The sequence below is a fragment of the Labilibaculum sp. DW002 genome (genome assembly GCF_029029525.1).
GTDB lineage: Bacteria > Bacteroidota > Bacteroidia > Bacteroidales > Marinifilaceae > Paralabilibaculum > Paralabilibaculum antarcticum.
Window position 1 is genome coordinate 479,994 of the sequence record NZ_JAKJSC010000001.1, and the last position, 26,310, is coordinate 506,303.

At 37.1% G+C, this 26,310-nt stretch carries 15 protein-coding genes; all 15 read right to left on the reverse strand.

Features of this window, described 5'->3' with window-relative positions:
• Positions 1-59: 59 nt before the first annotated feature.
• The gene (locus L3049_RS01905) at positions 60-1,439 is read right to left on the reverse strand and encodes a glycosyl hydrolase (protein ID WP_275108084.1); all 1,380 of its coding nucleotides are present in this window, start codon (positions 1,437-1,439) and stop codon (positions 60-62) included.
• Between the two features lie 256 nt (positions 1,440-1,695).
• Positions 1,696-3,240 carry a RagB/SusD family nutrient uptake outer membrane protein gene (locus tag L3049_RS01910; protein ID WP_275108085.1) on the reverse strand — a complete coding sequence of 515 codons (1,545 nt, stop codon included), beginning with the start codon at positions 3,238-3,240 and terminating at the stop codon, positions 1,696-1,698.
• Between the two features lie 19 nt (positions 3,241-3,259).
• The gene (locus L3049_RS01915) at positions 3,260-6,319 is read right to left on the reverse strand and encodes a SusC/RagA family TonB-linked outer membrane protein (protein ID WP_275108086.1); all 3,060 of its coding nucleotides are present in this window, start codon (positions 6,317-6,319) and stop codon (positions 3,260-3,262) included.
• Positions 6,320-6,608: 289 nt separating this feature from the next.
• Entirely contained in the window at positions 6,609-10,679 is a 4,071-nt protein-coding gene (locus L3049_RS01920; protein ID WP_275108087.1) for a hybrid sensor histidine kinase/response regulator transcription factor, read from the reverse strand.
• A gap of 272 nt (positions 10,680-10,951) precedes the next feature.
• Positions 10,952-12,457 (reverse strand): sulfatase, encoded by a 1,506-nt coding sequence (locus L3049_RS01925; RefSeq protein WP_275108088.1) that lies wholly within the window; start codon positions 12,455-12,457, stop codon positions 10,952-10,954.
• A gap of 612 nt (positions 12,458-13,069) precedes the next feature.
• Positions 13,070-15,214 carry a class I SAM-dependent methyltransferase gene (locus L3049_RS01930; protein ID WP_275108089.1) on the reverse strand — a complete coding sequence of 715 codons (2,145 nt, stop codon included), beginning with the start codon at positions 15,212-15,214 and terminating at the stop codon, positions 13,070-13,072.
• Between the two features lie 14 nt (positions 15,215-15,228).
• Positions 15,229-16,041, reverse strand: a complete 813-nt coding sequence (locus tag L3049_RS01935; protein ID WP_275108090.1) for an NUDIX domain-containing protein — start codon at positions 16,039-16,041, stop codon at positions 15,229-15,231.
• A 26-nt stretch (positions 16,042-16,067) separates the two neighbouring features.
• Positions 16,068-17,948, reverse strand: a complete 1,881-nt coding sequence (gene nadE, locus L3049_RS01940) for an NAD(+) synthase (RefSeq protein WP_275108091.1) — start codon at positions 17,946-17,948, stop codon at positions 16,068-16,070.
• Between the two features lie 5 nt (positions 17,949-17,953).
• Positions 17,954-19,621, reverse strand: a complete 1,668-nt coding sequence (locus tag L3049_RS01945; protein ID WP_275108092.1) for a hypothetical protein — start codon at positions 19,619-19,621, stop codon at positions 17,954-17,956.
• Positions 19,622-19,625: 4 nt separating this feature from the next.
• Entirely contained in the window at positions 19,626-20,348 is a 723-nt protein-coding gene (locus L3049_RS01950) for a protein phosphatase 2C domain-containing protein (protein ID WP_275108093.1), read from the reverse strand.
• A gap of 11 nt (positions 20,349-20,359) precedes the next feature.
• Positions 20,360-21,043 carry a vWA domain-containing protein gene (locus L3049_RS01955; protein ID WP_275108094.1) on the reverse strand — a complete coding sequence of 228 codons (684 nt, stop codon included), beginning with the start codon at positions 21,041-21,043 and terminating at the stop codon, positions 20,360-20,362.
• A 43-nt stretch (positions 21,044-21,086) separates the two neighbouring features.
• On the reverse strand, positions 21,087-21,875 hold the full coding sequence (locus L3049_RS01960) for a cysteine hydrolase family protein (RefSeq protein ID WP_275108095.1): 789 nt from the start codon (positions 21,873-21,875) through the stop codon (positions 21,087-21,089).
• A 33-nt stretch (positions 21,876-21,908) separates the two neighbouring features.
• Positions 21,909-23,069, reverse strand: coding sequence for a nicotinate phosphoribosyltransferase (gene pncB / locus L3049_RS01965; protein WP_275108096.1), 1,161 nt, complete (start codon positions 23,067-23,069; stop codon positions 21,909-21,911).
• 22 nt (positions 23,070-23,091) lie between these two features.
• Positions 23,092-23,790, reverse strand: a complete 699-nt coding sequence (locus L3049_RS01970; protein ID WP_275108097.1) for an NUDIX hydrolase — start codon at positions 23,788-23,790, stop codon at positions 23,092-23,094.
• Between the two features lie 480 nt (positions 23,791-24,270).
• Positions 24,271-26,271, reverse strand: coding sequence for a fructose-1,6-bisphosphatase (locus tag L3049_RS01975; protein WP_275108098.1), 2,001 nt, complete (start codon positions 26,269-26,271; stop codon positions 24,271-24,273).
• Between the last annotated feature and the right edge of the window lie 39 nt (positions 26,272-26,310).

The following is a 26,310-nucleotide window of genomic DNA, read 5'->3' on the forward strand; positions in this document are numbered from 1 at the left end:
TTTAATTAATAAGGATCTACTAATTTATGAATCAGCAGATCCTAATCATTCTTACCTATTTATTCCTTTTCCTTTATCAACACATTATCTACATAGAAAGGAGGCATTGCAGGATCAGTTTTTCCTTTGTACAACAAAAAACGAACACTAGATATACCTTCAGGACATGTAAACTCTGTTTTATTTTCCACCCATTCAGTATCTTTTGGAATATCTAGTGAATGCAAAATAGCCTTTGCACCACCTTCTTCTTTAATTTTCATTGCAAATGAATGGTCAGTAGCTTCATCCCACTTGCTATAGAAGCTAATTTCATAGGATTTACCAGCTTCCACAGAAATAATCTGATAAATTGAACCATCATTATTTTCAATACGTCCGCAATAGCCACCAGTATGGGTATCAGTAGTAGCTTCACCTACTGTTGCCGATTTAAAACCAGCCCATGGTTCAAACTCACCTGTTTCAAATGTTCCATTCACAATGATATTGTTAGGATCTTCATCAATCACTTCAATAGGCTCATCATAACCAGCTCCAATATTTTCATTAGGGTCAAAATTTGCATAATACTCGCCAAGAGCAGTTAATTGATCATTTTCATCGAAAAGAATTGATGAAGTCAAAGGTGCATCCTCTGGTTTAGCATTATACCAGGCATAACGATGAACATAGCTTAATCTATCAAGTTGAGGAAGTACCTCCTTCATAAAACTTAAAACCTGAGTCGCTGTGTATTTATTTTCAGCTGGACTTGTGGCATTCCAATCACCAACTGCAAATTCTGTAATCCAGATTGGTTTCCCATACGTATCGTAGGCCTCTTTAACTTTAGCTAAAAAAGCATCAACATTAAGACCACCATAACTATGCATACAAACAAAATCAACGCGCAATTCTTTTGCTTCAGCTTTGCTCATAAAATCCTTTAGCCACTCACTTTCCGATGGATTACCTACTACAGCAGGACTACCGAGAGGTACGCCAACAGTTTCTAATTTAGTCCATAAATCGATGGCTTGATCAACCGTCATATTGGCTTGTTTCTCACTATCTGGTTCATTAAAACCAAGCAAATACCTTATTTTACCATCAGATTTCAATTGTTTGAGATAAGCGAGGGTTTCATCTTCAACATTTTTCCCCCAAAACATAGGCACATAATCGACATTCGTTGGTTCATGTTCTTTCAATTCATTTCCCCATGAATAATGCCAATGTGCTTTTAACCTTGAGATACGAGTGGACCATGTTGTGTTGTTATATGACATACATGATCCTTTTTTGTTCTCGATTACAGGTTCTTGAACAGGAGTTTCTTCGTCGTCAGGTATTATATCATCCTCAACTGACTCACTATCACATGAAGCAAATAATGCCAATGCGATAAACAGAAAGAAATATTTCCTTAATGGGGACTTTATATTTTTAGTGATCATCTTACTTTGGATTTTTTGATGGGATAGTATTGTTTAAAACCAAAACTTGTCCCAGTTATCGTTTCAACATTAATTCTTTTTCATAATTTTTAATAATCAATAAAAAAGAATCGGCAATATTTTTCCCATATACACAATACCTTGGCTTGTGTACTTTTTAATTAACTCTGAATGAGAAAAAAGCTTTGATACTAATTCCGGAGGGAGCTTAAGCACCCTCCAAAATTATTCACCAATTAATATTATTTACAGGTGGTTAGAGCCAAACTGAATGTTGTTCTAATTCAGAATTTACATCTATTTCTGATTGTGGAATTGGCCATATAAGTTGTTGGGGGCCTAACCAGTATCTATCGCTTAACTTACTATTATTAGCTCTTTCATTTGCCATATAATAATCAATGGCACGCTCTTTAAGAATTCCCCATCTTTTTAAATCAATATAACGAAGTCCTTCAAAAGCTGTTTCAATTCTGCGTTCATGACGCACCATATCAACTAAGCTTCCACCAAAGTGATTATCTACTTCAGCTTGATCAACATGTGGCATTTGCACACTTTCACGATCGCGTAACTGATTGATCAAAGCAAATACCTCAGTAGCTGATGCTCCGCTTTCAGCAAGAGCTTCGGCTCTCATCAGAAGAACCTCTCCCAAACGAAACACATAGAAATCTTCTTCAGCATCAAAGTGATTCTCACTGTTATCTTCTTCCATGTATTTACGCTGAGCATAACCCGTTCTGGTTTTTTTGTAAGTATCAAAGGGAACTCCTCTCCATACCGAACCCTTACTTACTATCGAGGCATCAAAACGTGGATCTCTATTCTTTGATGGCACTGCTGAATTAAACAAATCAGACTCGATAATCATCTTACCGTCGGTACAGTAATACTCATTTGCAAGATTAGGCAATACTTCCTCGTAATTTTTTAAAGCTGTACCCCAGTAACCCGCAAAATTAGCGCCGTCCTCATCAGGACCTCTCATAAAACGAACAGGGAAAATCACTTCGTCGTTAATTTCATTAGCATTTTGAAAAAGATCCTGAAAATTAGGATATAAAGAATAACCCAAATCAATTACTTTCTGAGACCAGCTTGCAGCTTCCGTCCAATTCTCATTATACAAATTGATTCTAGCAAGGAGTGCATAACCAGCTCCTTTGGTTGCTCTTCCCCATTCAGTATCCCCTGGCATTGCCAGATCCTCAACACATGATTCCAAATCCGTTAATATAAAATTAACAATTTCAGATTTTTGTGAAACAGGAGTTTCCGCCTCTTCAACAGATTGAAGTTTAGTAATTAATGGTGCATTTTCAAAGGTCATGCTCATTAGGTTATAAACCAAGGCTCTTAAAAATTTTGCCTCTGCAATAATCTGTTTGGAATTTGTTTCAGAAATAACCTCAACACCTAAAGTAGGTACTGTTTCAATTACACGATTGCATCTAACAATTGACTTGTAACAATTCTGCCAAAAATACTTCACCAAATCATCTGTAGTAGAATGCTCACCTCGAGACATTGCTCCTCCTTGCATCCAGCCCCAACGTACCCAACCGTCGTCTGTCATATAATCCCAACGGACAGTACCTCCTGCCCAAGGATCCGAATCATAAATATTTGCACTCTGTAAATTTGAGTAGCATCCAGCCAATGCCATTTCTGCATCCGCCTCAGTAGTCCAAAAATTTTCATCCGCCAATGCGGTTAACGAATTTCGATCAAGGTACTCATCCGAGCATCCAGCCAAAAAAATCGTTACTAAAAATAATATTGAATATATTCTGTTCATAATATTTGCATTTTTTTGATTAGAAAGTGACATTTAAACCAAGAGAATAAACTTTGGATTGCGGATAATCCCTGTTGCGATCATCACCGGTAAGTTTCTCTGGATCATAATCATCCACATCCGTTTTTGTCCATAAATTTACACCTGAAAAATAGATGCGTGCATTCTCAATATGCATTTTCTTCGTTAGCTCTGATGGTATTGTATAACCAACTTCAAGGTTTTTCAAACGCAAATAAGAAGCATCTTTCAACCAAAATGTAGAATATTTTGTGTTGTTCGCAAGGTTACCCCATCTAGGAGTTGGAGCGTTACGATTCTCTTCTGTCCAATAATCCAAAGCTACATCCGTAAGTGTTCCACTGGTTTCGGTATTGTACCAATAGTAACGGTCTATTCCTGAAATTCCCTGGAAGAATGCGTATACGTCAAATCCTTTATAGCTTGCACCCAGATTGAACGAGTATTGTAATTTAGGAAATTTGTTACCGATAATAGTACGATCATAATCAGCAGAAATTTTACCATCAGGAGTTCCATCAGGACCACTAATATCACGATATTTTACATCCCCAAGACGTAATGGTTTCCCAAATTGCGTAGGCGCATTATCCAACTCTTCTTGCGACTGATAGTATCCATCTGCAATAAATGCATAATAGGATGAAATTGCTTCTCCTTCTTTGGTGATCGCGTTGTTGCTAATGGATTCCAATCCACCATAATTTGTCACTTCATTCTTTACGTGGGTTAGGTTGAAACCACCAAATACGTTGAAGTCTCCAAATGTTTCATTCATTTTCACGTCAATTTCCCAACCTGTGTTTTTCACTTCTCCAACATTTTGGAAAGGAGCGGATACATTCCCAAGAGTAGTTGGAATAGGCAAACGAACTAGAATATCTGAACTTGTTTTATCAAACCAATCGGCAACAATTTGAATTTTGTTTTTGAACAAATTTATATCTACTCCAATATCAGTAATTGTTGTTGTTTCCCATGTAAGATTCGAATTCGCCAAACTTGTAACAGCAACACCAGGAGCGATGTTATTACCCCATAAGTAATTTTGTCCTGTTCCAATTGTTTGTGCATAAGGATAAAAATTACTGCCTCCAATATTTTCATTACCCAATTGTCCCCAACTTCCTCTTACTTTTAAGAAAGAAAGCGGCCCAAAATCAGATAAAAAATTCTCATTACTTGCAACCCAACCTGCAGAAACAGATGGGAATCCACCCCAGCGATTGTCTGAACTCATGCGAGAGGTTCCATCGTAACGGTAATTCGCTTCAATAAGGTATTTATCTGCAAAGTTGTAATTAACCCTTCCGAAGAAAGAGTTCAAAGCCAACTCTCTGGCAGATCCACTTACATCTTTGTTATTGATTCCACCATTCAGCTCATGAATGTTATTATTCGGAAAATCTTCTACTGATGCCTCAAAAAAGTCAAGTCTAAACAATCTTGAAGATTGTCCTGCTAATACTCCAATTTTATGATTTTCATTAAGCGTTACATTATAAGTTAACAGGTTCTCAATCTGATATCTTTTTGTAGTCTGATTGTTGTTAATAAGCTTATTATGCACATTTTCATTAATTACATTTCCTTCGACATCATAGGTTTCGTAGGTTGGCGTAAATTTCGAAAGCAAGGATGAATTATACACATATGAAAAATTTGGCTTAAAATGTAAGTTTTTCAAAATCTCCACATCAGCAAAAATCTTTCCTGTAAAATTGTATTTCTCTGTTATATTTTCACCTCTATTAGCTAATTCAACTGGATTTTTTATGCCTCCAACCGTACTACCTGGTAAATAGTAAAGTCCATTAACCTGTCCCCAGTTTCCATTGGAATATTTAACCGGAATAGTTGGGTTTGCAAAACGACGAATAATGTAGTTGATATCCTGATCCCCATTAGATGAACTTGCATTGTTCAAAGTTTCCTTAACATCCCTTTTATTTCCAGAAAGATTCAATCCAATTGTTACACGATCTGAAAGGTCAACACTAATGTTTGATCTGAAATTATATCTCTTCTGACCCGTCTTAATCATGGTACCATCCTGATTAAGATATTCTCCTGAAAACATGTAACGAACATTTTCCTTTGAACCACTTACCGATAAATAAGTTGTATTCATTGGTGCTGTTCTGTACATTTCATCAAACCAATTTGTATTGGCCCAACGATCAGGATCTGTCCCATCTCTCATCATCTGAATTTGCTCATCAGTATAAAGTGCATCCTGTCCTTGTTCTGTTAAATCCAGATTCTGAATGCTTGCATAATCCCATGAATCAACAAAATTTGGCTCTACAAGAGCTTGTTGCCATGCAAAAGACTGACGTAGGCTAACTTTTGGTTTTCCACTTTTTCCTTGTTTGGTGGTAACTACAATCACACCATTTGCAGCACGAACTCCATAGATCGCAGCTGAAGCCGCATCCTTTAAAACAGAGAGACTTTCAATATCAGCAGCCGGTATTTGACTTAATGAAGATTCAACACCATCAACGATTACCAATGGTTCCTGCCCTGCATTCAAAGTACCAATACCACGAATACGAATCTGTGGATTATCTTCTCCAGGTTGATTACTGAAATTACTCACAGTCACACCACTCATTTGCCCTTGCAATAATGATGCAGTGTTAGCTGCCGGTCGAGTTTCAAGATTGCCAAAATCAACAGACGAAACAGCACCTGTTAGATTGGCTTTCTTTTGAGTGCCATATCCAACAACAACCACTTCATTCATTCCAATTGATTCTTCAAGCATCACTGCATCTATAATAGGATTAATTCCTACAATAAATTCCTGATTGGTAAAACCGATGAAGCTAAATACCAAAACATCCTTGTTTTCTGCTTTAATAGAATAATTACCGTCTATATCGGTAACCGTACCATTGGTGGTTCCTTTGACCACAATGTTTACTCCGGGGATACTCAAACCGGAATGATCCGTAACCTTACCGCTTACTGTTAATTGTTGCGCGTTCGCTGCCCCAACAATTAATAACAGCATCACGATAAGAAGACTAAGTTTTTGCATAATTCTTTTCATAACTAGTAATTAGATTAAAATAGCAATAAATATTACACACAGAATTGCGACAAGTAGGACAATAGCCACAAAGTTTAGCACTTTAAGACTCCTTGATTCGCTTTTCTGCCCTTTCAAAAAATTTGATTTACTCATTTCTCTTACAAATAATTTCTATTGGCAAGTTGGCCGAAATCAATCCAGTTTTAGAATTTATTAGGGCAATAAAAAGGGGTAAATCAAGCATTTATTGCAGGGGTATTTGTTGCATAATGGAAGGTTTAATCCTTCACGCCACACAACTTAATTGCTAGTTTTCAAAGCTTTGCCTATATTCCGACGGAGAACTCCCGAACATATCCCGAAAACATTTGCGAAAATATTTTAAGTCAGAAATACCAACTTGAACAGAAATCTCCGCAATCGATTTATGTGGATCAGCTAATAACTGAGCCGCTCTTTTCAATCGAATCGATCGGATAAAAATATTAGTTGACATTGTAGTCAATTCTTTTAATTTACGATATAGAGTCGAAGTACTCATATTTAGAGAAGATGCGAATACTTCCGCACTAAAATTATGATCGTGCATACGTTCTTCTACAATTTTTACTGCCTTATTCAGGAACTCCTCTTCATAGGAAGAAATTTCAACATTAGTCGGTTCCAATTTCACCTTTTTGCTAAAAGAATCTCTTAGTATTTTCCTACTTTGTAGCAATGTATGTATCTGAACCAATAATTCTTCGGTGTTAAACGGCTTCGTAATATAGGCATCAGCACCAGTTGTAATTCCCTTTATTTTAAACTGATCTGCTGTTTTAGCTGTTAAAAGAATTACCGGAATGTGAGCTGTTCGTTCTTGTTTTTTTACTTTCTCGCACAATTCGAATCCATCCATACCCGGCATCATCACATCAGAAATAATTAAATCCGGTAAGCTTTGCATACTATTTGCGTAGCCTTCTATCCCATCAAATTTCTGTATTACATCGTAATCATCCTGAAGAAGACTTGCAATATAATTATTAATTTCTTCCTGATCTTCAACAACTAGTATAGTCTTTTTATCACCTTTCGTTTTTTTGACATGCTCCTTTACTCCTACTGTATCCTCGTTCAATTTAATAAAATCTTTACGTGACTCTTCACACACAAAATCAGTAATAATTTGATCTTTAGAAAAATGCTCTCTCCCCAGCAAGAGATCAATAGCAAATACAGTTTCAACATCCCGAGTACTCGCAACAGAAATAGTTCCCTTATGAAGTTCTACAATCCGTTTGGTGAGTGCCAAGCCAATTCCTGAACCCCCTGTTGCTCGATTCAACGTGCTGTCAACCTGATAAAATCTGTCGAAAATACGTTTGAGCTCAGATTGCGAAATTCCTTTACCATTATCCCTTACTTCAATTCTAGCAGTTTTTTCTTGCTTAATTAGCATTACCGATATTTCTCCATATTTAGGAACATACTTAAATGCATTGGATAGCAAATTATTCATCACGATGCCCAATTTTTCAGCATCAAACCACAACATCATTTGACTGGCTTCTGAATGGAAAGAAAGTTTTATTTGATTGCTCTCAGCCAATCCTCTAAAGGCATTAACTTCCTGTTTCATAAACCTAATCAAATCCAATTTGGACGCACACATTTTCATTTTGCCAGTCTCAGCTTTTCTAAAATCAAGCAACTGACCAACCAAGCGAAGTAAACGTTTAGAATTCTGCTCAATTATCTGTAGCTTTTTCTTTCCTGCAGACGAAATATTTTCGACTGACAATAATTCTTGAACAGGCGCTACAATAAGCGTCAAAGGTGTTCTAAATTCATGTGATATATTGGTGAAAAATTGTAGTTTCATTTCATTTATTTCTTGAGCCTGATCACCCTTTACTCTCTCTAATTCAATAGTGTGGGCCATTCTACTTTGCCGAACTGCCACCCACCGAATCAAAGCAACTAATCCTAATGCAATTAAAATATAAATCATAATAGCCCACCACGATTTCCAGGGGGCAGGAATAACTATTATCTGAAGACGCACAGGCTCTTCATTCCAATTATTGTGATTGTTGGAAGACTTCATCTCAAAAACATATTTACCAGCACGCAATTGATTATAAGTTACCATTCTATTAGTACTAGAATAATTCCAGCGGTCATCATAATTTAACAAGCGATAGGCATAATTGTTTCGTTCAGGCGCATCATAGCCCAAAGCCGAAAAAATAAGACTGAACTCCCTCTCGCGATGCGTTAATACTAATTTTTGAGTGTAACTGATATCCTCATCAAGAATCACCCGCCCATGCAGTTCTTCTCCTGGAGCTACCTTCTTATTGTGCATACTCAGACTAATGATAGCCGGCTCGGGTAGGTTTTGATTATCCTGAATTTTATTAGGTTGAAAATAGTTAAAACCACTCGCCCCTCCGAAATAGATTTCCCCTACTGAATTTTTAAATGCACAATCTTCTGAAAAACTTCGTCCTTGCAAACCGTCGCTTTCATCGTAATTCTTGAAGCTTCTGTTCTTTGGGTCAAAACGTGCAACTCCACAATTGGTACTTATCCACAACTTATTCTCATCATCGCTTACCAGTGCATGTATGTAATCATCTGGCAGGCCATCTTCCTGGTGAAAATGTTCAATTTGAAAAGTTCCAGATTCTGCTTCTGTCAACAAATTCAATCCACTCGGAGTTCCAATAAAAAAGGTGCTGTCGTTTAGCTGACACCAAGATAAAATAATATCACTGGTCAGTTTTTGATTTTTTACAAACCTCAAAGATGCAAACGTTTCCATCTTATCATCAAAGAAATAAAGCCCCTTATAGGAACCAACCCATATTCTATTCTGATTATCAGCCCGAATAAATGAAATTCTCTCGTTTTGAAGAATCGAATCATTTCCTGGGACATATTGCTTCCAATTTTCATCCGGATTATCGATTTGCTTCCCTAACCAAAGGCCATTCTGTTGCGTTCCAACAAATAAAATACCCTCCTTTTCGAACAGCGATAAAATTTTTCTAATTTCTTCCTTCTCTGTAGTAATTTTATTCTTTAAATAGTATTTCCCATTTTGAAAAACCAATTGATGTAAACCATAATTAGTTCCTACCCACTTGGTACCATCCGAAGATTCATAAATGCATTTCACGACCTTAAAGTCGGGTCCATTGGTATCAGCGCTCAAATTATCAACCTCTATAAAATGCAGGCGATCTTTTGAATAATACAACCCACCTCCTTTTGTGCCGATCCAAACATTTGCATCTTCATCTTCGATTATTGTCAGTACATGAAAGTTCTTTATTCCAGTCTGATTATCATCATTGACAGCAATCCCCTGAAAAGGCAATTGATTTCCGATTCGGCATACACCACCACCATCAGTGCCAACCCAAATGGCACCACTTTTATCTTCAATAATTTTTAATATGATATCGTAATCGGTATTCAATTCACCCAGATTTCTGGGTTTTATCTGAACTTTTGAAAAGTGTTCTTTTTCAGGATTAAAACGATACAATCCACCGCCCCAAGTTCCCATATATATCTTCCCTTTTGAATCTAAAAGAATGGAATATGAATTACTATTAAACTTTCTATTCAGTTCAGAAGAACTTTTCGGCAAATAGTTGACGGATTCTCCCGTTTCAAGATTAAATCCTGTTAAACCTTTATTCCAAGATGTAATCCAAAGGGTATTTCTTTTTGAATCAATCACCAGGTCATTCACACCATATTTACTGGCTCCTTTTAGATTTGATCGCGTAAAGGTTTTATTGTGCGAATCATAAGCGTAAATCCCATTATTTGTTCCAATCCAAAGATTCCCAATTGCATCTTCTTTAATCACCGATACCTTCTGGTTTTGAAGATAATATTCAAAAGTATCCTTTTCTTTATTCCAAATACTTAGACCTCCAGACCAACCACCAAACCACATATTTCCATTTTTTTGTTCATGAATGGATATAATCCGATTATCCCCAATACTATGTATGGAATCACTGTCTTTTCGAAAATGCTTGAATAAACCTGTTCTTGGGTCATAGAGATTAACTCCACCAGACTTTGTTCCAATCCAAAAACGACCATGACTATCCTCATACAGACATTCAATTGAAGGATTGGAAAGACTATTGGTATCGCCTGATTTGGGTTTAAACTTCACGAACTCATAACCATCGTAACGATTTAACCCCCCCCGTGTTGCAAACCATACAAATCCTTTGGAATCATAGACAATTCCGGTAATTTCATTCTGTGTCAAACCATCCTCCACGGTAAAATAACTCACAACCTCATTCTCAGCGCACAGCTGAGTTGAAAGAAATAGAAACAATGTCAAAAGATATGCTCTCATAGTGTTCTTTTATATTATTATCTGTATTCTCCATCAATGCGAATACAAAGCTTTGTATAACTCAAATTAATACTTTTAATTACTTTCAACCAAATCAGATCTCCGTTTACTCCTTCTTAATAGGACATTTTGTATTATTCATTTAGCTCAATTCGAAGAACGATTAGCCCTTTTTACAAAAGAAGACTTGTTTTTTAGCCACTGCCAAAAACAAGCCTCTTTTTACATAATCTTTGTCTGAAAGACATATTTCATAATGAATTGAAATATATCTATGGTTGATATTCTGGATTTAGCATTGGCATTTTAGCATGAATTTCCTCTCGCCATCGATGCAACTTACTTTTTAAGTCGAGCACAATTTTCGGATATTTATTAGCTAAGTTAACTCGTTCTTCCATGTCGTCCTGCAAATCATACAACTCAACGTGCATGTCTTCATAAAACTCAATAAGTTTATATTTTCCGCTGCGAATAGCGCCACCTGGTCTGCCTCCTTGATTACTATAATGGGGATAATGCCAATAAATAGCATCTCGTATTAAACTATCCTGATCTTGCAATAAAGGAACTAAACTTATTCCATCTGGATGCTGTTGAGGCAAGGCTTGTAAACCTACCACATCAAGTATTGTCGGATAGAAATCGGCACTAGTAACGGCTGTTTCACAAACACTTCCTCTTTTCGTAATTCCATTCCATTTAACAATTAAAGGTTCACGTATTCCTCCCTCATACAACCATCCTTTTCCTCCCCGTAAGGGTAAGTTTGAAGTTGGTGAACCTTCCGAGGTTGATAGACCTCCATTATCCGAGGTAAAAATGATTAGGGTATTGTCATCCAAATTCAATGCTTTAATTTGTTGTAATAACCTGCCAATATTTTCATCCATGCTCTCTACCATAGCAGCATAGACAGCATGATCTTGAACCAATCTCTCCCTAAATCTACCTTTACCAAATACATTTTTCAACTCAGAACGATCTACAAACCGATCTTCCTTATTTATCCCTAATTGCTTTGCTTTCTTTCTGTATTTCTCGATTACTTTTGGTTTTGCATTCAAAGGATTGTGAACCGTATAATAAGACAAATAAAGGAAAAAAGGGTTCTTTTTATTGTCTTTAAGAAAATTTATGGATTCATCCGTTAATCGATCAGTTAAATACTCTCCTTCTGGTCCATCTTGTAATCGTGGATTCAAATACGGACTAAAATAACCTCCTTTAGGTGATCCAACCTTCCAACCTCCTTTATTTATATCAAACCCCTGATATTCCGGCCAATAAGTCGACCCCTCACCCAAATGCCATTTACCCGCAAAAAAAGTTTTGTAGTTATTATCTTTTAGAGCTTCCGCAACGGTGTATTCTTCAAGACTCATCTCTTCTTTAAAATCCTGAGGTAAGAGTTTTTGTCCTGAAGTGGCCGCATGTGTAGCCTGTCTTCCAGGAATCCAATCTGTTATATCTAGACGTGCAGGGTATTTCCCGGTAAGAATGCTTGCTCGAGTTGGTGAACATACCGGACAAGAAGCATAAGCATTGGTGAACTTTATCCCCTCTGATGCCAAAAGATCCAAATTTGGTGTTTCATAAAAGTCTGACCCATAACATGCAAGATCCGACCATCCTAGATCATCAACAAGAATAAAAACAATATTTGGTGGATTTTTACTATTCTTAGTTTTACTATAAACTATTTCAGATTTTGCCAATAATCCAAAACACATTAAAAGTCCAAGAAAACAAGAGATTTCTTTTTTAAAAAAATTCATATATTTTTTTCCATAATTTATATAAGCTAATTCAACTTAAAGTTTTGATAGAATTAGTTTCTGCAAATTGCTAAAAATATCATTAAAAATAGAGAATATTTAGTCTTTTAAAGGGGGATAAGAATGATATTATATGGGTGACATTTTAAGAATTAAGGAAGGTGTATCAATTCACCACCATATTATAACCTACTTTAAAACAACTGATTTGCAACAATCATGTCCAAATGAAATATATCTTAAATAAAAAGAAGAAGCTAAAATTATATAAATAAAATTCTTGTTGAAATAACGTAATTACTCAATTTTGTTTAGCTTTAGCATTATTAATGGTTGGAAATAATTAATTAACCATAGCATTCTATACCAAAATACATCAGTCCACTATAATTCACTAAAAACAAGAATCTTACACTCCACCCTTTTGTAATGGTTTGGTATGTATTGGTAGCTTTTTGTATCCTATTTGCCGATACAGAAAGTCTAATCTTAAATAGACTAGATTGTTAAGGGAAATAAGTCTAATTAAACAAAAGCCCTCATTGCAGGGCTTTGTTTATTTTACTAAATCTTATGTAATAAAATTGAATTTCAGAGTTGAAGAGATAACAACTATCTCAATCCTAATGCATTTACTAACCTGAAAATAGAAATAAGCAAGTGCCCATCTCTTATCAGCTCTATATTCTTGTACAGTTCAGTCAACTTCACCCATTTTAGAGTATCGTTGTTGTGAGTCAATTCAACAACATAAGGATATGCTTGCTCGGGAGTAACTCCCACGCTTGGGAAGAACTTTTCGCCCAATTTTGAAAACTTGGTGATTTGGGAACCAAAAATGCTGGTGTTCAATATGTGATTTTCTAAGGCTTTAAAAGACGAAATTTGTTTTGGCAATCGCTGTGCTGGAGCTGTTAGAATGGTGCTGTTGCCCGAAAGAATTTGAGGAACTGGTAAATTTCTAACCTCCAATCCCACGAAATACTCCTCGTCCTGTTTTACCAAGGGAAGAGTGATGAGCGTATTCAAGCTCACATGTTGCGGAGAAACATATTCCAGGATATCGCTGCTTTCGTTTGAGGACTTTTCACCAAATTTAGCTCTGCTTTTTTGGAGATAATTGGCCGATTCACTGCACTTCACAAAGAAATTGGTCTTGACTTTCAGTAATTCTGCAAGTGGTGTTGGTATCACTTCAAATTCACTATAAGTAATTTTACCACCTAGCCATTGGGGAAAAGGAATATTTAGGCTTTTGAGCAAATTGTAAAGATTAAGCTCTAGCCTAGCCTCTACCAAAGCACCCGTTTGCGCCGTTTTTAGGAGTTGAATGGCATTGAATCTGCGAATCAATCCTAAATCGGAAAAACCATTAGCCGTGGTGTTAATCGGGAAATCGGTGCTGGCTCTTTCATTGAGCTTTACAAAGAATGATTCAACTTTCTCCTCTATGCCTCCCGGCGATGGGTAATATTCAAGCGATTGGATCTCATTTTCAATATCAGCCTTGTCTAAGTTGATTCTTTTGGAAAGAATATCTTGTATGCTTAGATCCTTACTAGCTGTAATTCCTTCGGTTATATATCCGCTAAAGCGTTTTTGATCAATAATAGGACTGTCGGTTTCCACATTTACCAAAGGACGAGGATAGCCATGCTTTGCAAGTATCTCTACCTCGTTATTGTGAATGTAATAAGGAATAATATCGACAACGCTTTGAGGTCGTTTCACTACATCGTAAAGATGCTTGGTGCTAGTATTCTGGTGGGTTGAATAATCCAGAAAAGCTTGCTTTAGTTCGGGCAGATGCCTTACCAAATGAATATTAGTTCCTCTATCGCCAATTTTCTCAGCAGCTATTAAATAATTTGTGGGCGGAAAACCAATATCTTCCCCATCCATGTTGTAGATCGTGAATTGATCTTTATATCGATTCTCTACAATCCAGGGGTTAAAAATTGGATTCGAAACGATGATTCGAAGTCCGAGACTGGTAAAGATCTCTTCAAACTCTTTTTGTGTAAAATAGCCATACTCTTCCTGCAACTCCACATTCCAATTCTCATAGTAATCTTTCCTTCGAACAAATTCAACTGCATCGGCATAATACAGTTGAAAGCATCGGGTATTTTCCGATTTTGATTCTACCTCTTTTATTGGAAATCCCTGCTCCTCTTTAGGAGCTAAAGAACGTGCTGTTTTAGAAAATTGAATCAGCAAATCGGCATTACTTGGATCGGTAGCTGTGGCAATGGAACTCACTTCAAGAATCACTTCCATTTGGGGCGCTTTCACAAAATCTCGAATGACTATAACACCACCTGGTTTTAGAAGTTCTGCCTCTCGTTTAATGGTATTAAATGCTCTATTGGGGTTGTATTGATTAAAGGAGGTAATGTGATGAATCGATGAGCAGTTAAAAAAGCCATTTACGCTGTTCTCTTTAAAACTTTGAAGTGTTTCACCATCATCTGCACGAAACTCAAGATTTTTACGAGAATAGTTATTTTGAGCCAACTCAACCATGGTTGGATTAATATCTATTCCAATAACATTAGTATGCGGAAATAGATTGGCAATAATATTGGAACTCGCACCCGAAGCCATTCCTATATCAACAATAGTATTGCCTGGTGATGGATCGAAAAACAGACTTGCCGATGCCACTTTTTCAGTGATCACCTTGTCCATGGAAGCCATGTATTTTTGATAATCACTAGCTGAGCCACGATCTTGAGTTTTATAGGAATTGGACATATTATAGAGTGAATTTAGATATTCAATTTTTGTTTTAATTCTGCTGTTATGGTCTTATCAATTGGCGATGACTTGGATTGAAGCATCTCTTTAACAGCCAGTAAAAGAGACAATCCGTGATTGGCATAAAAGGAAGAAAGTGACTCCGTTGTAATGGGAAGCCATTTAAAATCGGAAGCATCATCTCCTGCACAAACCTGCATTTCTGAAGCATTCTCATAAGCCAAATGCGTATGTATAACTGTCGTTTCCATCCATGCATTGTCCGTGTTTCTGGGATCGTCAACATATCCGCTGGCAAGCGTTTCTTCGTAAAGATGATTGGCCAAATCAGTAGACTTAACAGACACTTCCTCTTCTAGTTCTCGATTTCTAGTTCCCATGGCCGTTTCTCCCGCATCAACCATTCCACCTGGCAAAGCCGTTTCGCCTGTATCACATCGAGTTATAGTGAGGACTTCAAGCAGATTTGAGTATGGGTTTAGTGTGGTTACAATACCATCAACGGCAAAATTAGCACCCCATTTGCCCAAAACACCACGACCTTTTAATCCGGTTCTACCTATCGGGTTAAGTGGCACGCCTATCGCATTGAATTTCACATCACCTTCGAAGCTTTCGAAAACCCGCGTAAGAGCCGTAATATCATGTGGATCGGCCCAAGTCGTATTCCGATCCAACACCACAGGAGCAGTAAACTCAGTTGGTTGATAGGCATCAAAGGGAATATCCCATATAATCTTATCATCGGGCACAAAGTATCGGGATGGATAGCTGGCGTGTTTCTCGGTGCGCGACTTTGTGTGTGATTTATAGCTCTTATTCATCTAATATATTCTGGGCTTACATATAATTATTGACCAAGTATTTCCTCTTTCAATTTCAGATACTCTCGGGTGAAATGGAAGCCGTTTTGCGATTCGCGCAAATCAAAACCAAAAGCTCTTTTACTAACAGCAATAATTGGAGGCGCCTGTATTCGCTTGAAATAGTTGATTTTATAAATTCGCCATTTGTGCTCTAAATCAGCAATAAAACAAGCTGCAGTTGGGAAATAGCTATCGATAAGATCTTTCTCGCATTTACAAATCTGACTCAATTCGCCATTTTTATAGTATCGCAAAATATCTTCTGGGTCGAGTCGGAATTCGACAAATGCCCGCACCAATTTATCGTGATAAGGGTAAAGAATTGGATCGCCTTTTCCTTCATCAACATTATGATTTTCACTTAATTCAGCCGAAGCTGGAATCATAAAAATTGCCTTCGGAATCAGCTCTTTCTTCCTGTTTATGAATCTTGCTAATTCGTAGACTTCCTGCTTGTAAAGATCGGCAATTGGAGCCAAAGCACCATTCACATCGCCGTAAAGGGTGGCATAACCAAGAGCCGTTTCTGTTTTGTTACCGTTGTTCACAAAAACAGCATTTAGTATGGATGCAACACCTGCCAAAATGCGGGAACCTCTATCGCGCGATTGAATATTTTCGCGGTTGAGTGCTGAAAAAATCAGCTCTGTTTTCGTATTCGATCCATCGAGTTGCACAAACTCAGTGGCTTCAATCTCTTTTATAGTGTTTTCGTAAGAGTTCTGTATGGATATGCTTGCATAGTGTATGCCTAGATTTTGTGCCAAGCCTTGAGCGATATCTTTTGTGGTTTTCGAGTTGTATTGACTGGGCATATTTATGGCGTAAACATTTTCAGGCCCCAGCGCTTGCGCGAGCAATGCGGCACTTAATGCGGAGTCGATACCACCACTTAATCCCAAAACCACTTTTTTATTGGGCAGATTCTCGAAAAAGCGTCTAATTCCATAAATCAATGCTGCATAAAGCTCTTCTCTATCGCGCGCATCGCTTACTTTCAAATTAGGAATTGATCTTGTTTCCTCATCAAAAAGAGTAGTTCTAATGATCTCTTCCTTATAATCAGTGGCAACTTTTAACAGTGTACCATCGGGATTGTAAATGCTTGAATTCCCATCGTATAGGAATATGTTTTTGCCATTATTTTGGATGCCTACGTTGTTCGCATAAATAAAATAAGCTGGATGCTTTTCTATTCTACTTCTTACAACGGAGTGGCGTTTGTTATTCTTACGCCATGTCCATGGAGAACAGGAAAGGTTCACCAATAGTTCAGCATTTTTACTGAGTAATATTTCTATGGGATTTACGGAGTAATCGTCACTCCACATGTCCTCACACAAAATAACACCGAGCTTTCTGCATTCTCCATTAATCTGTACTTCTACAGGCTCAATAAGCTTCTCTGTCTTAGTACCATTCTCTTCTGCCTCTTTTCGGAGGGAGTAGAAATGGCGTGCATCATCAAACTCTCTGTATTTTGGCAAAAGAGTTTTGTGAATGGGTGATTTGCCCACATACTCTCCATTTTGTGCTACAAAAGCAGCATTGTACTTTCTAATTCGACCATCCTCGTTCCTTTTTGAGCTGTCGATATCCACATTTCCCCAGATGGCAACAATGCCCTGTGTTGCACACTTTATATCTTCATTGTAGGCAAAGCAATCTTTTACGTAGGAGTTGCTCTCCCACTCGTCGCCCAATAAATACCCAGGAACAGCCATTTCGGAAAATACAATGAGTTCATCTCCTTCTTTTTTGGCATTCTCAATTGCTGAGATGATCTTCTTCGTGTTTAAATCAGGGCGTCCGGCAATAATATCTATTTGAGCAAGCGCTATTTTTAGTTTCTTGTTGAGAGTCATATTAATTATGAATTTCGGTTGATAAGATACAATACTTGGTTTTCGAGCAAAAGAAGTCCCGATTTAGTGATAAATAGTTGCGATTGTGACGTGGCCTCTTCAAAATTTATGCTGTCGATTGTTTCAAAATCACTTGATCGAAGAATGTCGATTTTGCCATCCTTGGGTACAAAAATGTAATTTGTAGTACCAGATTGCTTAACTGCGAAGGATAAAATCTCATCTGTTTCTTTGCCAACTTCTAAGTGTAAGCCATTTATAATTGCCCAATTGTACTTCGTTTTATCGCCGCCAAGATAAGAAATCACGCCAATATTTCCTTTTAAATTCAATGTTTTTGCATGAAGTGGCAGTTTTATAGAATTGATGGTATCGCCAGTTCTGAAATGAGTTCTTGCCACTCCTCCTGTAAACTGAATGGGACTTGGGTCGAACTTGAAACCACGTCCCCAGGAATTTACTTTGTTCCAGGCAATGTTTTCATTCACGACCTTATCGGGATTGAAGTAATATATATTCTCCCAATCAACACCAACAACAAGATGATCTATTTGAACAAATTTGAAATTTTCTGGAAACTCAAAGTTGCGAATCTTCTCCTTTCGTAGGGTAATAACATTCTCTTTCACCTTTAGAATGTTTTTATTACCCACCCATAAAAAGTCATATTCACTATTTGCCACCCGCTCAGTTAAACTCAAGCTACCTATATAGTCACACAGAAAAAGGTCTGTAAATTCATCCGTTTTTATATAACCAGCCGATTCGTTAAAATAGAAGCCTACCACATTGCTGGCCAGAATTTTCACATGTAAGTTATCGCGAGTCGTCAGTTTACTAAGTGGCACTCTTTTAATGGTGCTAACCTGATCGATATGAATAAGAAAGCGATTCTTACTGTTAAAAATCTGTTTGAACTGATCTTCCAAATAGTGATCCTTTATGGGCTCATAAAATGCAGGAATAATTAAATCTGTTACATCACCCAAAACAGAAATCTGTTTGATGGCTCTCTCCTCCAAGCTTTTCCAGCTTTTGTGAATTCCTTTGTAAGGATGAAGGTAGGTGAAGAGTCTAAAAACGTTTACAGCAACAGCATAGTAATCGCTCATTTCGCTCACTCGCCCCAAGTAGTAATGATCTCTTACTTCATCTAACAAACGACCAGAGTGCTCTTGGGCAGGAGTCTCAAAGCTATCAACGTCAATAATTTGGATGTCGCCAAGCTTATTAATAAAAATGTTGTAGGGATTAAAATCCCCTAAGACAATCTGCTTCGCATGCGCCTCTTTTACAACTGAGATGAGCTCTTTTGATATCTTGTTTTTAACGGTGTCGCTTATTCCAAGTTTGGTGCATTGCGACTTGGTGTATATCTGCGAGATTCGAAAGAAACTTTTATCAAGCAAATCCATACTAAAGCCCACTAAGTCTCCACGCTTATCGAATAAAAGCTCGTTGGGTTTAATAAATCTGCTGCCAAGTTGCTTCAGGTAGTTCCAAGATTCAATGCTTAAGCTGGGTTTAATGCCTAAATGGTAAAGTTTTAGAACTTGATCGCTATTTTTAGGGTGATTAATAATAGATCCTTCTCCACCACGATCGATCTCTTTAGACGGATCGGCTGCAAAAAGATAGCTGCCTTTGCTGTTGTATAGTTTAACTTTCGACATGGCTTCATTCTATTATAATTCGTACTATCGTTAGGTCATCGTAATGTTCATATCCCTTTTTTTTGATGATATTTAATTTGCGTTTAAGGGATGCAGGATTTTGATACAGAAAATCATCTTTTACCAGATAATTCGTGTAATCAAATTTCGCTTCGCTCCCGATGCTTTCCTTAAAAGTGAAAATTCCATCGGAAGTAATTGAAAAGTCCTTGGTAATGGTTCTAAAACTCGGCTTTTGCTTATAATAGTTTGCAAAGGCTGTTTTACTTTTTAGAATGTCTGTCAGTTGATAAGCCAAATAGTCGGGTTTGTTCTCTTCATCGTTATTGAAAAAATGCAAATCCTCCTGATTTGAATAGGCACATCCATCGCCAAAGAACTTGACCAACAACTCATTACTTTCGAGTTCGCAGATAAACAAAACAGCTGTAGATAAGCTTTCATCAATAGTTAAACCTATCGCCTTTATAGCCTTATTTAGATTCTTACAAAACCGATGAACTAGTGTCGGGAATGTTTCAATTTCAAGCCTAAAGTCCACTTCTTCAACCGTTTTATTCAGGATATTTGCAAAAAGTTTAGAGGCGAAGAACGAATCCTTTCCAGAACTGCAACCATCAAAGACAGCACCGACAATTACCTTATCCATTTCATTGATAAAAAAATTATCTTCATTCCAATCAGGATGAGATGTTCCTCGCCTCGAAACAGTTGATGTATAGATCATTCACTTACATTTTAGAATACAACAGGATTATTTGCAGATGAACTTTGAGAGATCGATGCTGAAATGAATCCAATCATCTTGCGAATCTCTTTACCCGAATTACCAATTTTCGCTAAGTGTTCGATGCCCATGTCTTTTTGTGCAGCCTCAAAACTGGAGTCGTTGCCCACTCCAAAAAGAATGGTCTCAAAGTTGAAAGCATTTTGTTCCTCTTTTAAGATTGTATCCAAGCCACTTTTCACAACAGTAGCACTATTTTTAGAAGAATTATCTTCTCCATCAGTAATGGTGAAAATGAGTGTTTTGCAATTAACACCAGAGTTTTCCAGATTGGTACGATAATCCACGGCATTGGTAATGCCATACAAAACTGCGTCGTATAAAGCTGTACCATATCCACAAGGTGTGAATTTCATCTTATTAAGATCTATAGAGTTGATGGGCTGAAAACCTGTTCGAACCGTAATCTGATCATTAAATTCAATGATTGAGACCATTAATTTCTCGGCTACGTGGCTTCGTTGCATTTCCTCTAGGAACTCTTTAAAGGAATTATTCAGCTCGTCAACATAACTTCCCACAGAGGGAGAAACATCAACAATCAAAACAGCATTAATGGTCTCATCAGAAGTAATCTCCAATGGATCGAAATTTCCGAAATCAATATTGAAATTAGGTAGATTGAAATTATCCATAACAAGGTTTATTAGGTAAAAAAGTTTATAAAATCTACTTACACTAAAGAGTAATCTCAGTTGTTTTTGAAAATCGCACTCCTAAGCTCTTAGCCTTGGCATATATCGGATCTCCTAAATGACTAAGACCAGTTACATCAGACATACAATCTTCAAGAATAATAAATTTACTTGCCAAGTTTGGTGCTTCCTCCATGGCTTGTTTTAGACTGTTTGCCACACAATGAGATTTTGCCTGCCCAACTAAAAACACATTTTGATATCTCTCTAAAGTATCGATAAGAGCTTGATTCAATTGCGTTTCAGGACGATTAGCAATGGGTACATTTGCTCTAAAAATACCAAAGTGTTCGGTTAGTGGATAAGTACCTTTAGCTACTACCTGATAGAATTTACCCTCTTTTGTCCAATCAATAAGCACCTCCATAATATTGTCGTCGATTGCTGCACCGCGAGAGCCAATTAAGCAGTGGTAAGGCCAGATAAAGTGACCAAATTCTCCTTGTTGCTCAAGCGTTTCTACATACTGTATCGCTTCTTTTGGAAAAAATCTTGGACTCCATGTTCCATCTTTAATTTCTTGAGCGCTAATGGCTGTAAAAGGATTTGGAAAATTACCCTCTTTATCTTGCCAAAAAGATGGATGTGAAATATCATTAACTGGGTGACTATCCATAGTAACCGAGATATGATCAATTTGAGCTTTATTGGCTTTTATCCAATTGGCTAATCGCTTCATATCCGCATCGGCTCCATCCACGAAAAGTGCACCCTGTGGGTTGCAAAAATCGTATTGAGCATCAATGATCAGAATTGCATTTTGATTGTTCATTTTAGCAGTTTTAAAGGTGAATAAGGATGTCTATTAATGTTTTTTGAGTATTCTTTCGCAAAGTTCAACTTCTTCTTGTTCGCCAGTGTGTTTTCCACTAACATCCGATAATTTAACCGTTGGAATGTGTTTGCTATATCCCTCTGGCTTAGCTGTAAAAAGTTTAATCACCATATTTAGTGGTTTAACTCCCGTATCGTTAGAGAGGTAAGTACCTATTCCATAAACATCGTGGATACGTTCATTTACATATTTCTTAATTTCTTTTACTTTCTCTAAATCAAGCCCATCACTATAAACAATGGTTTTACTTTTTGCATCAACTCTGCTTTTTTCGTAATGTTGCAGCGTTTTATCTGTGAATAAAAGAGCATCACCGCTATCCCAACGCACTCCATCAAATAGCTTTGCATATTTAGGCTTGAAACTTTGGAAGAAGTTATCGGTTGTAAAGGTGTCTGTTAGGGCAATTCCTAAGCTACCCTGATAAACATCAACCCAATTCTCAAGTCCAATGGCGTTGGCCATTCTATAGCCATAATGGGCCCCATGATACATGAACCATTCGTGTGGATGTGTGCCAATTGGTGTTAAATCGTGTTTCATGGCAAGCAACACATTGCTAGTTCCGTTGAGATATTTGCCCATCTGTTCTTTCAAAATCTCCACCACTCTATTTTGTACTTCGAACGAGAAACGACGACGTGTTCCAAATTCTGAAATTTCTGCACCTATGGCTTTAAACTCTTTCGCTTTAGCGATTGCTGTAGCTTGGAAATCGTTAGCCTTTTGATTGGTGAGTTTGAAGTAAAGCTCTGATATAACAGCCATTAGTGGCACTTCCCAAAGAACTGTTCGGTACCAAAGTCCTACTATCTCTACCTCTAAATCGCCACCATTTTGTTTTATGATTACTTCGTTTGGATTAAACCGATAGCCTTTCAAGAGATCAACAAATACCGAATCGAAATAATAACATTTCTTCCGTAAGAAAGCCTCGCCCTCGGCCGTAAGTACAAGATCACTCATCGCATCCACCTCTTTTCTCAGCTCTTCGGCAAATCCATTAGGAAAATCCGTTTTGCCTCTGTTAATGAATTTATAGAGCACTTCGGCGTTAGGAAATTTCTTTTGTATAGCGTTCATGGTGGTGAACTTGTACAAGTCGTTGTCTAATAAATCGCGTATAATCATCTTTCAGAGTATTAAAGGGTTATTATATTTCGAAATTAAAGCCTGTATTTGATAGTTGCTGGTACTTGCCTTCATCGAAGCTATACAGATTAGCACCTTTATGAGGTTGACCTTTTATGGATTCGTTGTGATCAATTAGCAAGCCAGTAGCAAGAATCTTCTTTCTAAAGTTGCGCCTGTCTAATTTAATTTCGAGAACTGTTTCATATAAGTTCTGAAGTTCAGGAATTGTGAATCTTTCAGGAAGCAACTCAAAACCTAATGGCTGATACCTGATTTTTCCGCGAAGACGATTAATTGCCATGCGTAAAATTCTATCATGGTCAAAAGCCAATGGAGGAATTTGGGATATTGGAAACCATTTAGCATTATCAGCATCGTCACCTGCTTGAATATTATATTGAGTTAATTTTACAAGAGCATAATAGGCAATTGTAACAACTCTCCCTCTAGGATCACGATCAACATCAGCAAAAGTAAAGAGTTGCTCAATAAATATGTCTTGCAATCCGGTCTCTTCACGAAGCTCCCTTTTTGCACACTCATCGCTATTCTCATTCTCTCTCATAAAACCTCCAGGAAAAGCCCATTTTCCTTTACAGGGTTCAATACCTCTTTCTATCAAAAGGATTTTAAGTTCTCCATTATCGAAACCAAATATTACACAATCAGTAGTAACAGATGGTCTGGGATATTCGTAGCAATAATTTTTAGTTTCCATATATTATCTTTGCGTTATATATACACAAAGGTAAGTGGTATTTTCACTTCTGCAAATATTAATGCGTATTTTTTACACAAAGATGCGTTTTTATATCTAAAACGATTCTCTTTCGCCTATAAGACCCCTAATCAAAAACATCCCATCAGCCTATTAACATGTACATTACACAAGCATCTTTCAATTATTACTACAGATTTTTGGAGAGGAAAATAATAGATGCTATATAATGAGATTATATATTTTGGCTGAATTTACATAGTGATAAATCGAGGCGTAAGTTTAAGTTTGTAAGAGCTATCTTCCAACGAATGCAAATTCTTCATTTATAGTTAATGCTTTAACAATTACAAATTCAACCAAAAAAGACAAGCCTGAATCAGTAATGATTCAGGCTTTTTATGCTTACTTGTCAATTATCTTTACAACTCCTTTTGGAGTCTATCTATTTTATTATGCAAACAAAGGCTAATTATTATTCTATGCCTTCTTAATTTTCACAATTCCTTTTCGATAAGCATCGAGCAATCGATTCAAATCACGAATTTGTTGACGCAGATTTGCTCCAATATGAGTATCTCCCACGCGAATTCTCTTGGTTGCATGCTCAATCATACTTCTAGTTGAAACGATATCAACTTCATCGAGAATAGCTTTTCGTTTTGATTCAAAAGAAGCATGTTCTGCAAGAATCAAACTATAAGAATCGTAAATTAAGGTATAACCAGCAATGCCTGTTACCTTTTGATAGGGTTTCGACATTCCGCCATCAATTACAAAAAGTTTACCATCAGCTTTTACCGGACTTTCACCCTTTGCAACCTTTACTGGCACATGCCCATTAATAATATGAGAAACCTCTGGATCGAGTCCAAACTCTTCTAAAATTCGGCTACAGCTCGCAGGATCATCTCTCAGCTTGTAGTACATATTGCTTTCCTCTCTCTGTACTTCCTTATCGTCAAGAAAGTAACGTTCGAAAGTGGCCATTTTCTTCTTTCCAAAAAGAGGTGAATAGGCTCCACTCCATAAATACCACATATACACACGATCCTTGCTTGTTCTTTCAGGGTGTTCACGATTAAAATAAGCTCGTCGACAAATCAAATCAAATTGATCACACAGAGCCTTTCCTTTGTATTCTTTACCTTGCAAAGTCAAACCTTTTAATTCTCCATTTTCATCGAGTGGGATGCAACCATGAAATAGCAAATTGGAATTGTAAGATAGATAGGTACTTCCCTTAGAAAATAAGGTTTTAATATGGCGTTGCAATTTTTCACAATACAAGAACGAATAACGAAGTTTTTCAGTTAACTCCTTCTCCTCTTTAGTTAGTTGATAAGGATTTTTGGGATCAATAGTTGGAAACGATTTATCGTTCAAGTCTAATTCTCGTCCATCAATAATTACGGTCCCTTTTTTATAATCGATTTTATCGAGCAATAATCGATCATCCATCTCCATTTCAGGACTGCGTCGGATGATTTCACCGGCCAGTTTCATCTCAATCACCATAATGGCTTTGTGCATTTTACTGGTCAATTTAATCTGCGTAGATCCAATATTCTCTCGAGGTGTATTTTTGGGGATGAATGCTTCGCATGGATCGCCCTCATAGGCTTTCATGGCAAAAGTAGCCAAAGGCATTAGGTTAATTCCATAACCATCTTCTAGAGTATCCAAATTGTTGTAGCGAGCACTCAAGCGAATTACTGCTGCAATGCTAGCACGAATTCCCGTAGCAGCAGCCATCCAAACAATATCATGATTTCCCCACTGTATATCTACCGAATAATGATCATGTATTACATCCATCACCTTATCGGCAAAAGGTCCCCTATCGTAAATATCCCCAATAATATGCAGACGATCAATCAGTAAACGTTGAATAAATTTACTAATTGCCACAATAAATTGATTTGCCCGATCAACATCAATGATTGACTGTATGATACAATCGAAATACTCCTCTTTCTTCGCATTTGGCTCATTCAGCAACTCATCAATTACATAAGCAAAATCGGGTGGCATTGCCTTTCTTACCTTCGATTGGGTATATTTATCAGCTGATACACGGGCCACATCTATTAATCGGCGGAGAGTAATCGAAAACCATTGGTTCAAATCCTCTTGCTCGTTGGTAATGAGCTTTAGTTTCTCCTCTGGGTAGTATATCAGTATCGCCAACTGATTTTTTTCTTTTTCGCTCAGTGTTTTTGCATACACAACATCAATTTTTTTGCGCACCATGCCAGAGGCATTTCTCAGAACATGACTAAACGTCTCATATTCTCCATGTATATCCGTTAAAAAATGCTCGGATCCTTTAGGAAGGTTTAGAATGGATTCAAGATTTATTATTTCAGTACAGGCAGCCTGTACTGTAGGGAATTTTTCAGCAAGTAGATTTAAAAACCGTAATTCATCTTCACTGTAATCGTTCTGTAACAATTCATCCTTTTGGTAGTTAAGATCCATTTATCTTTATTTTTGTAATTGATTCATTAAAATCATTGC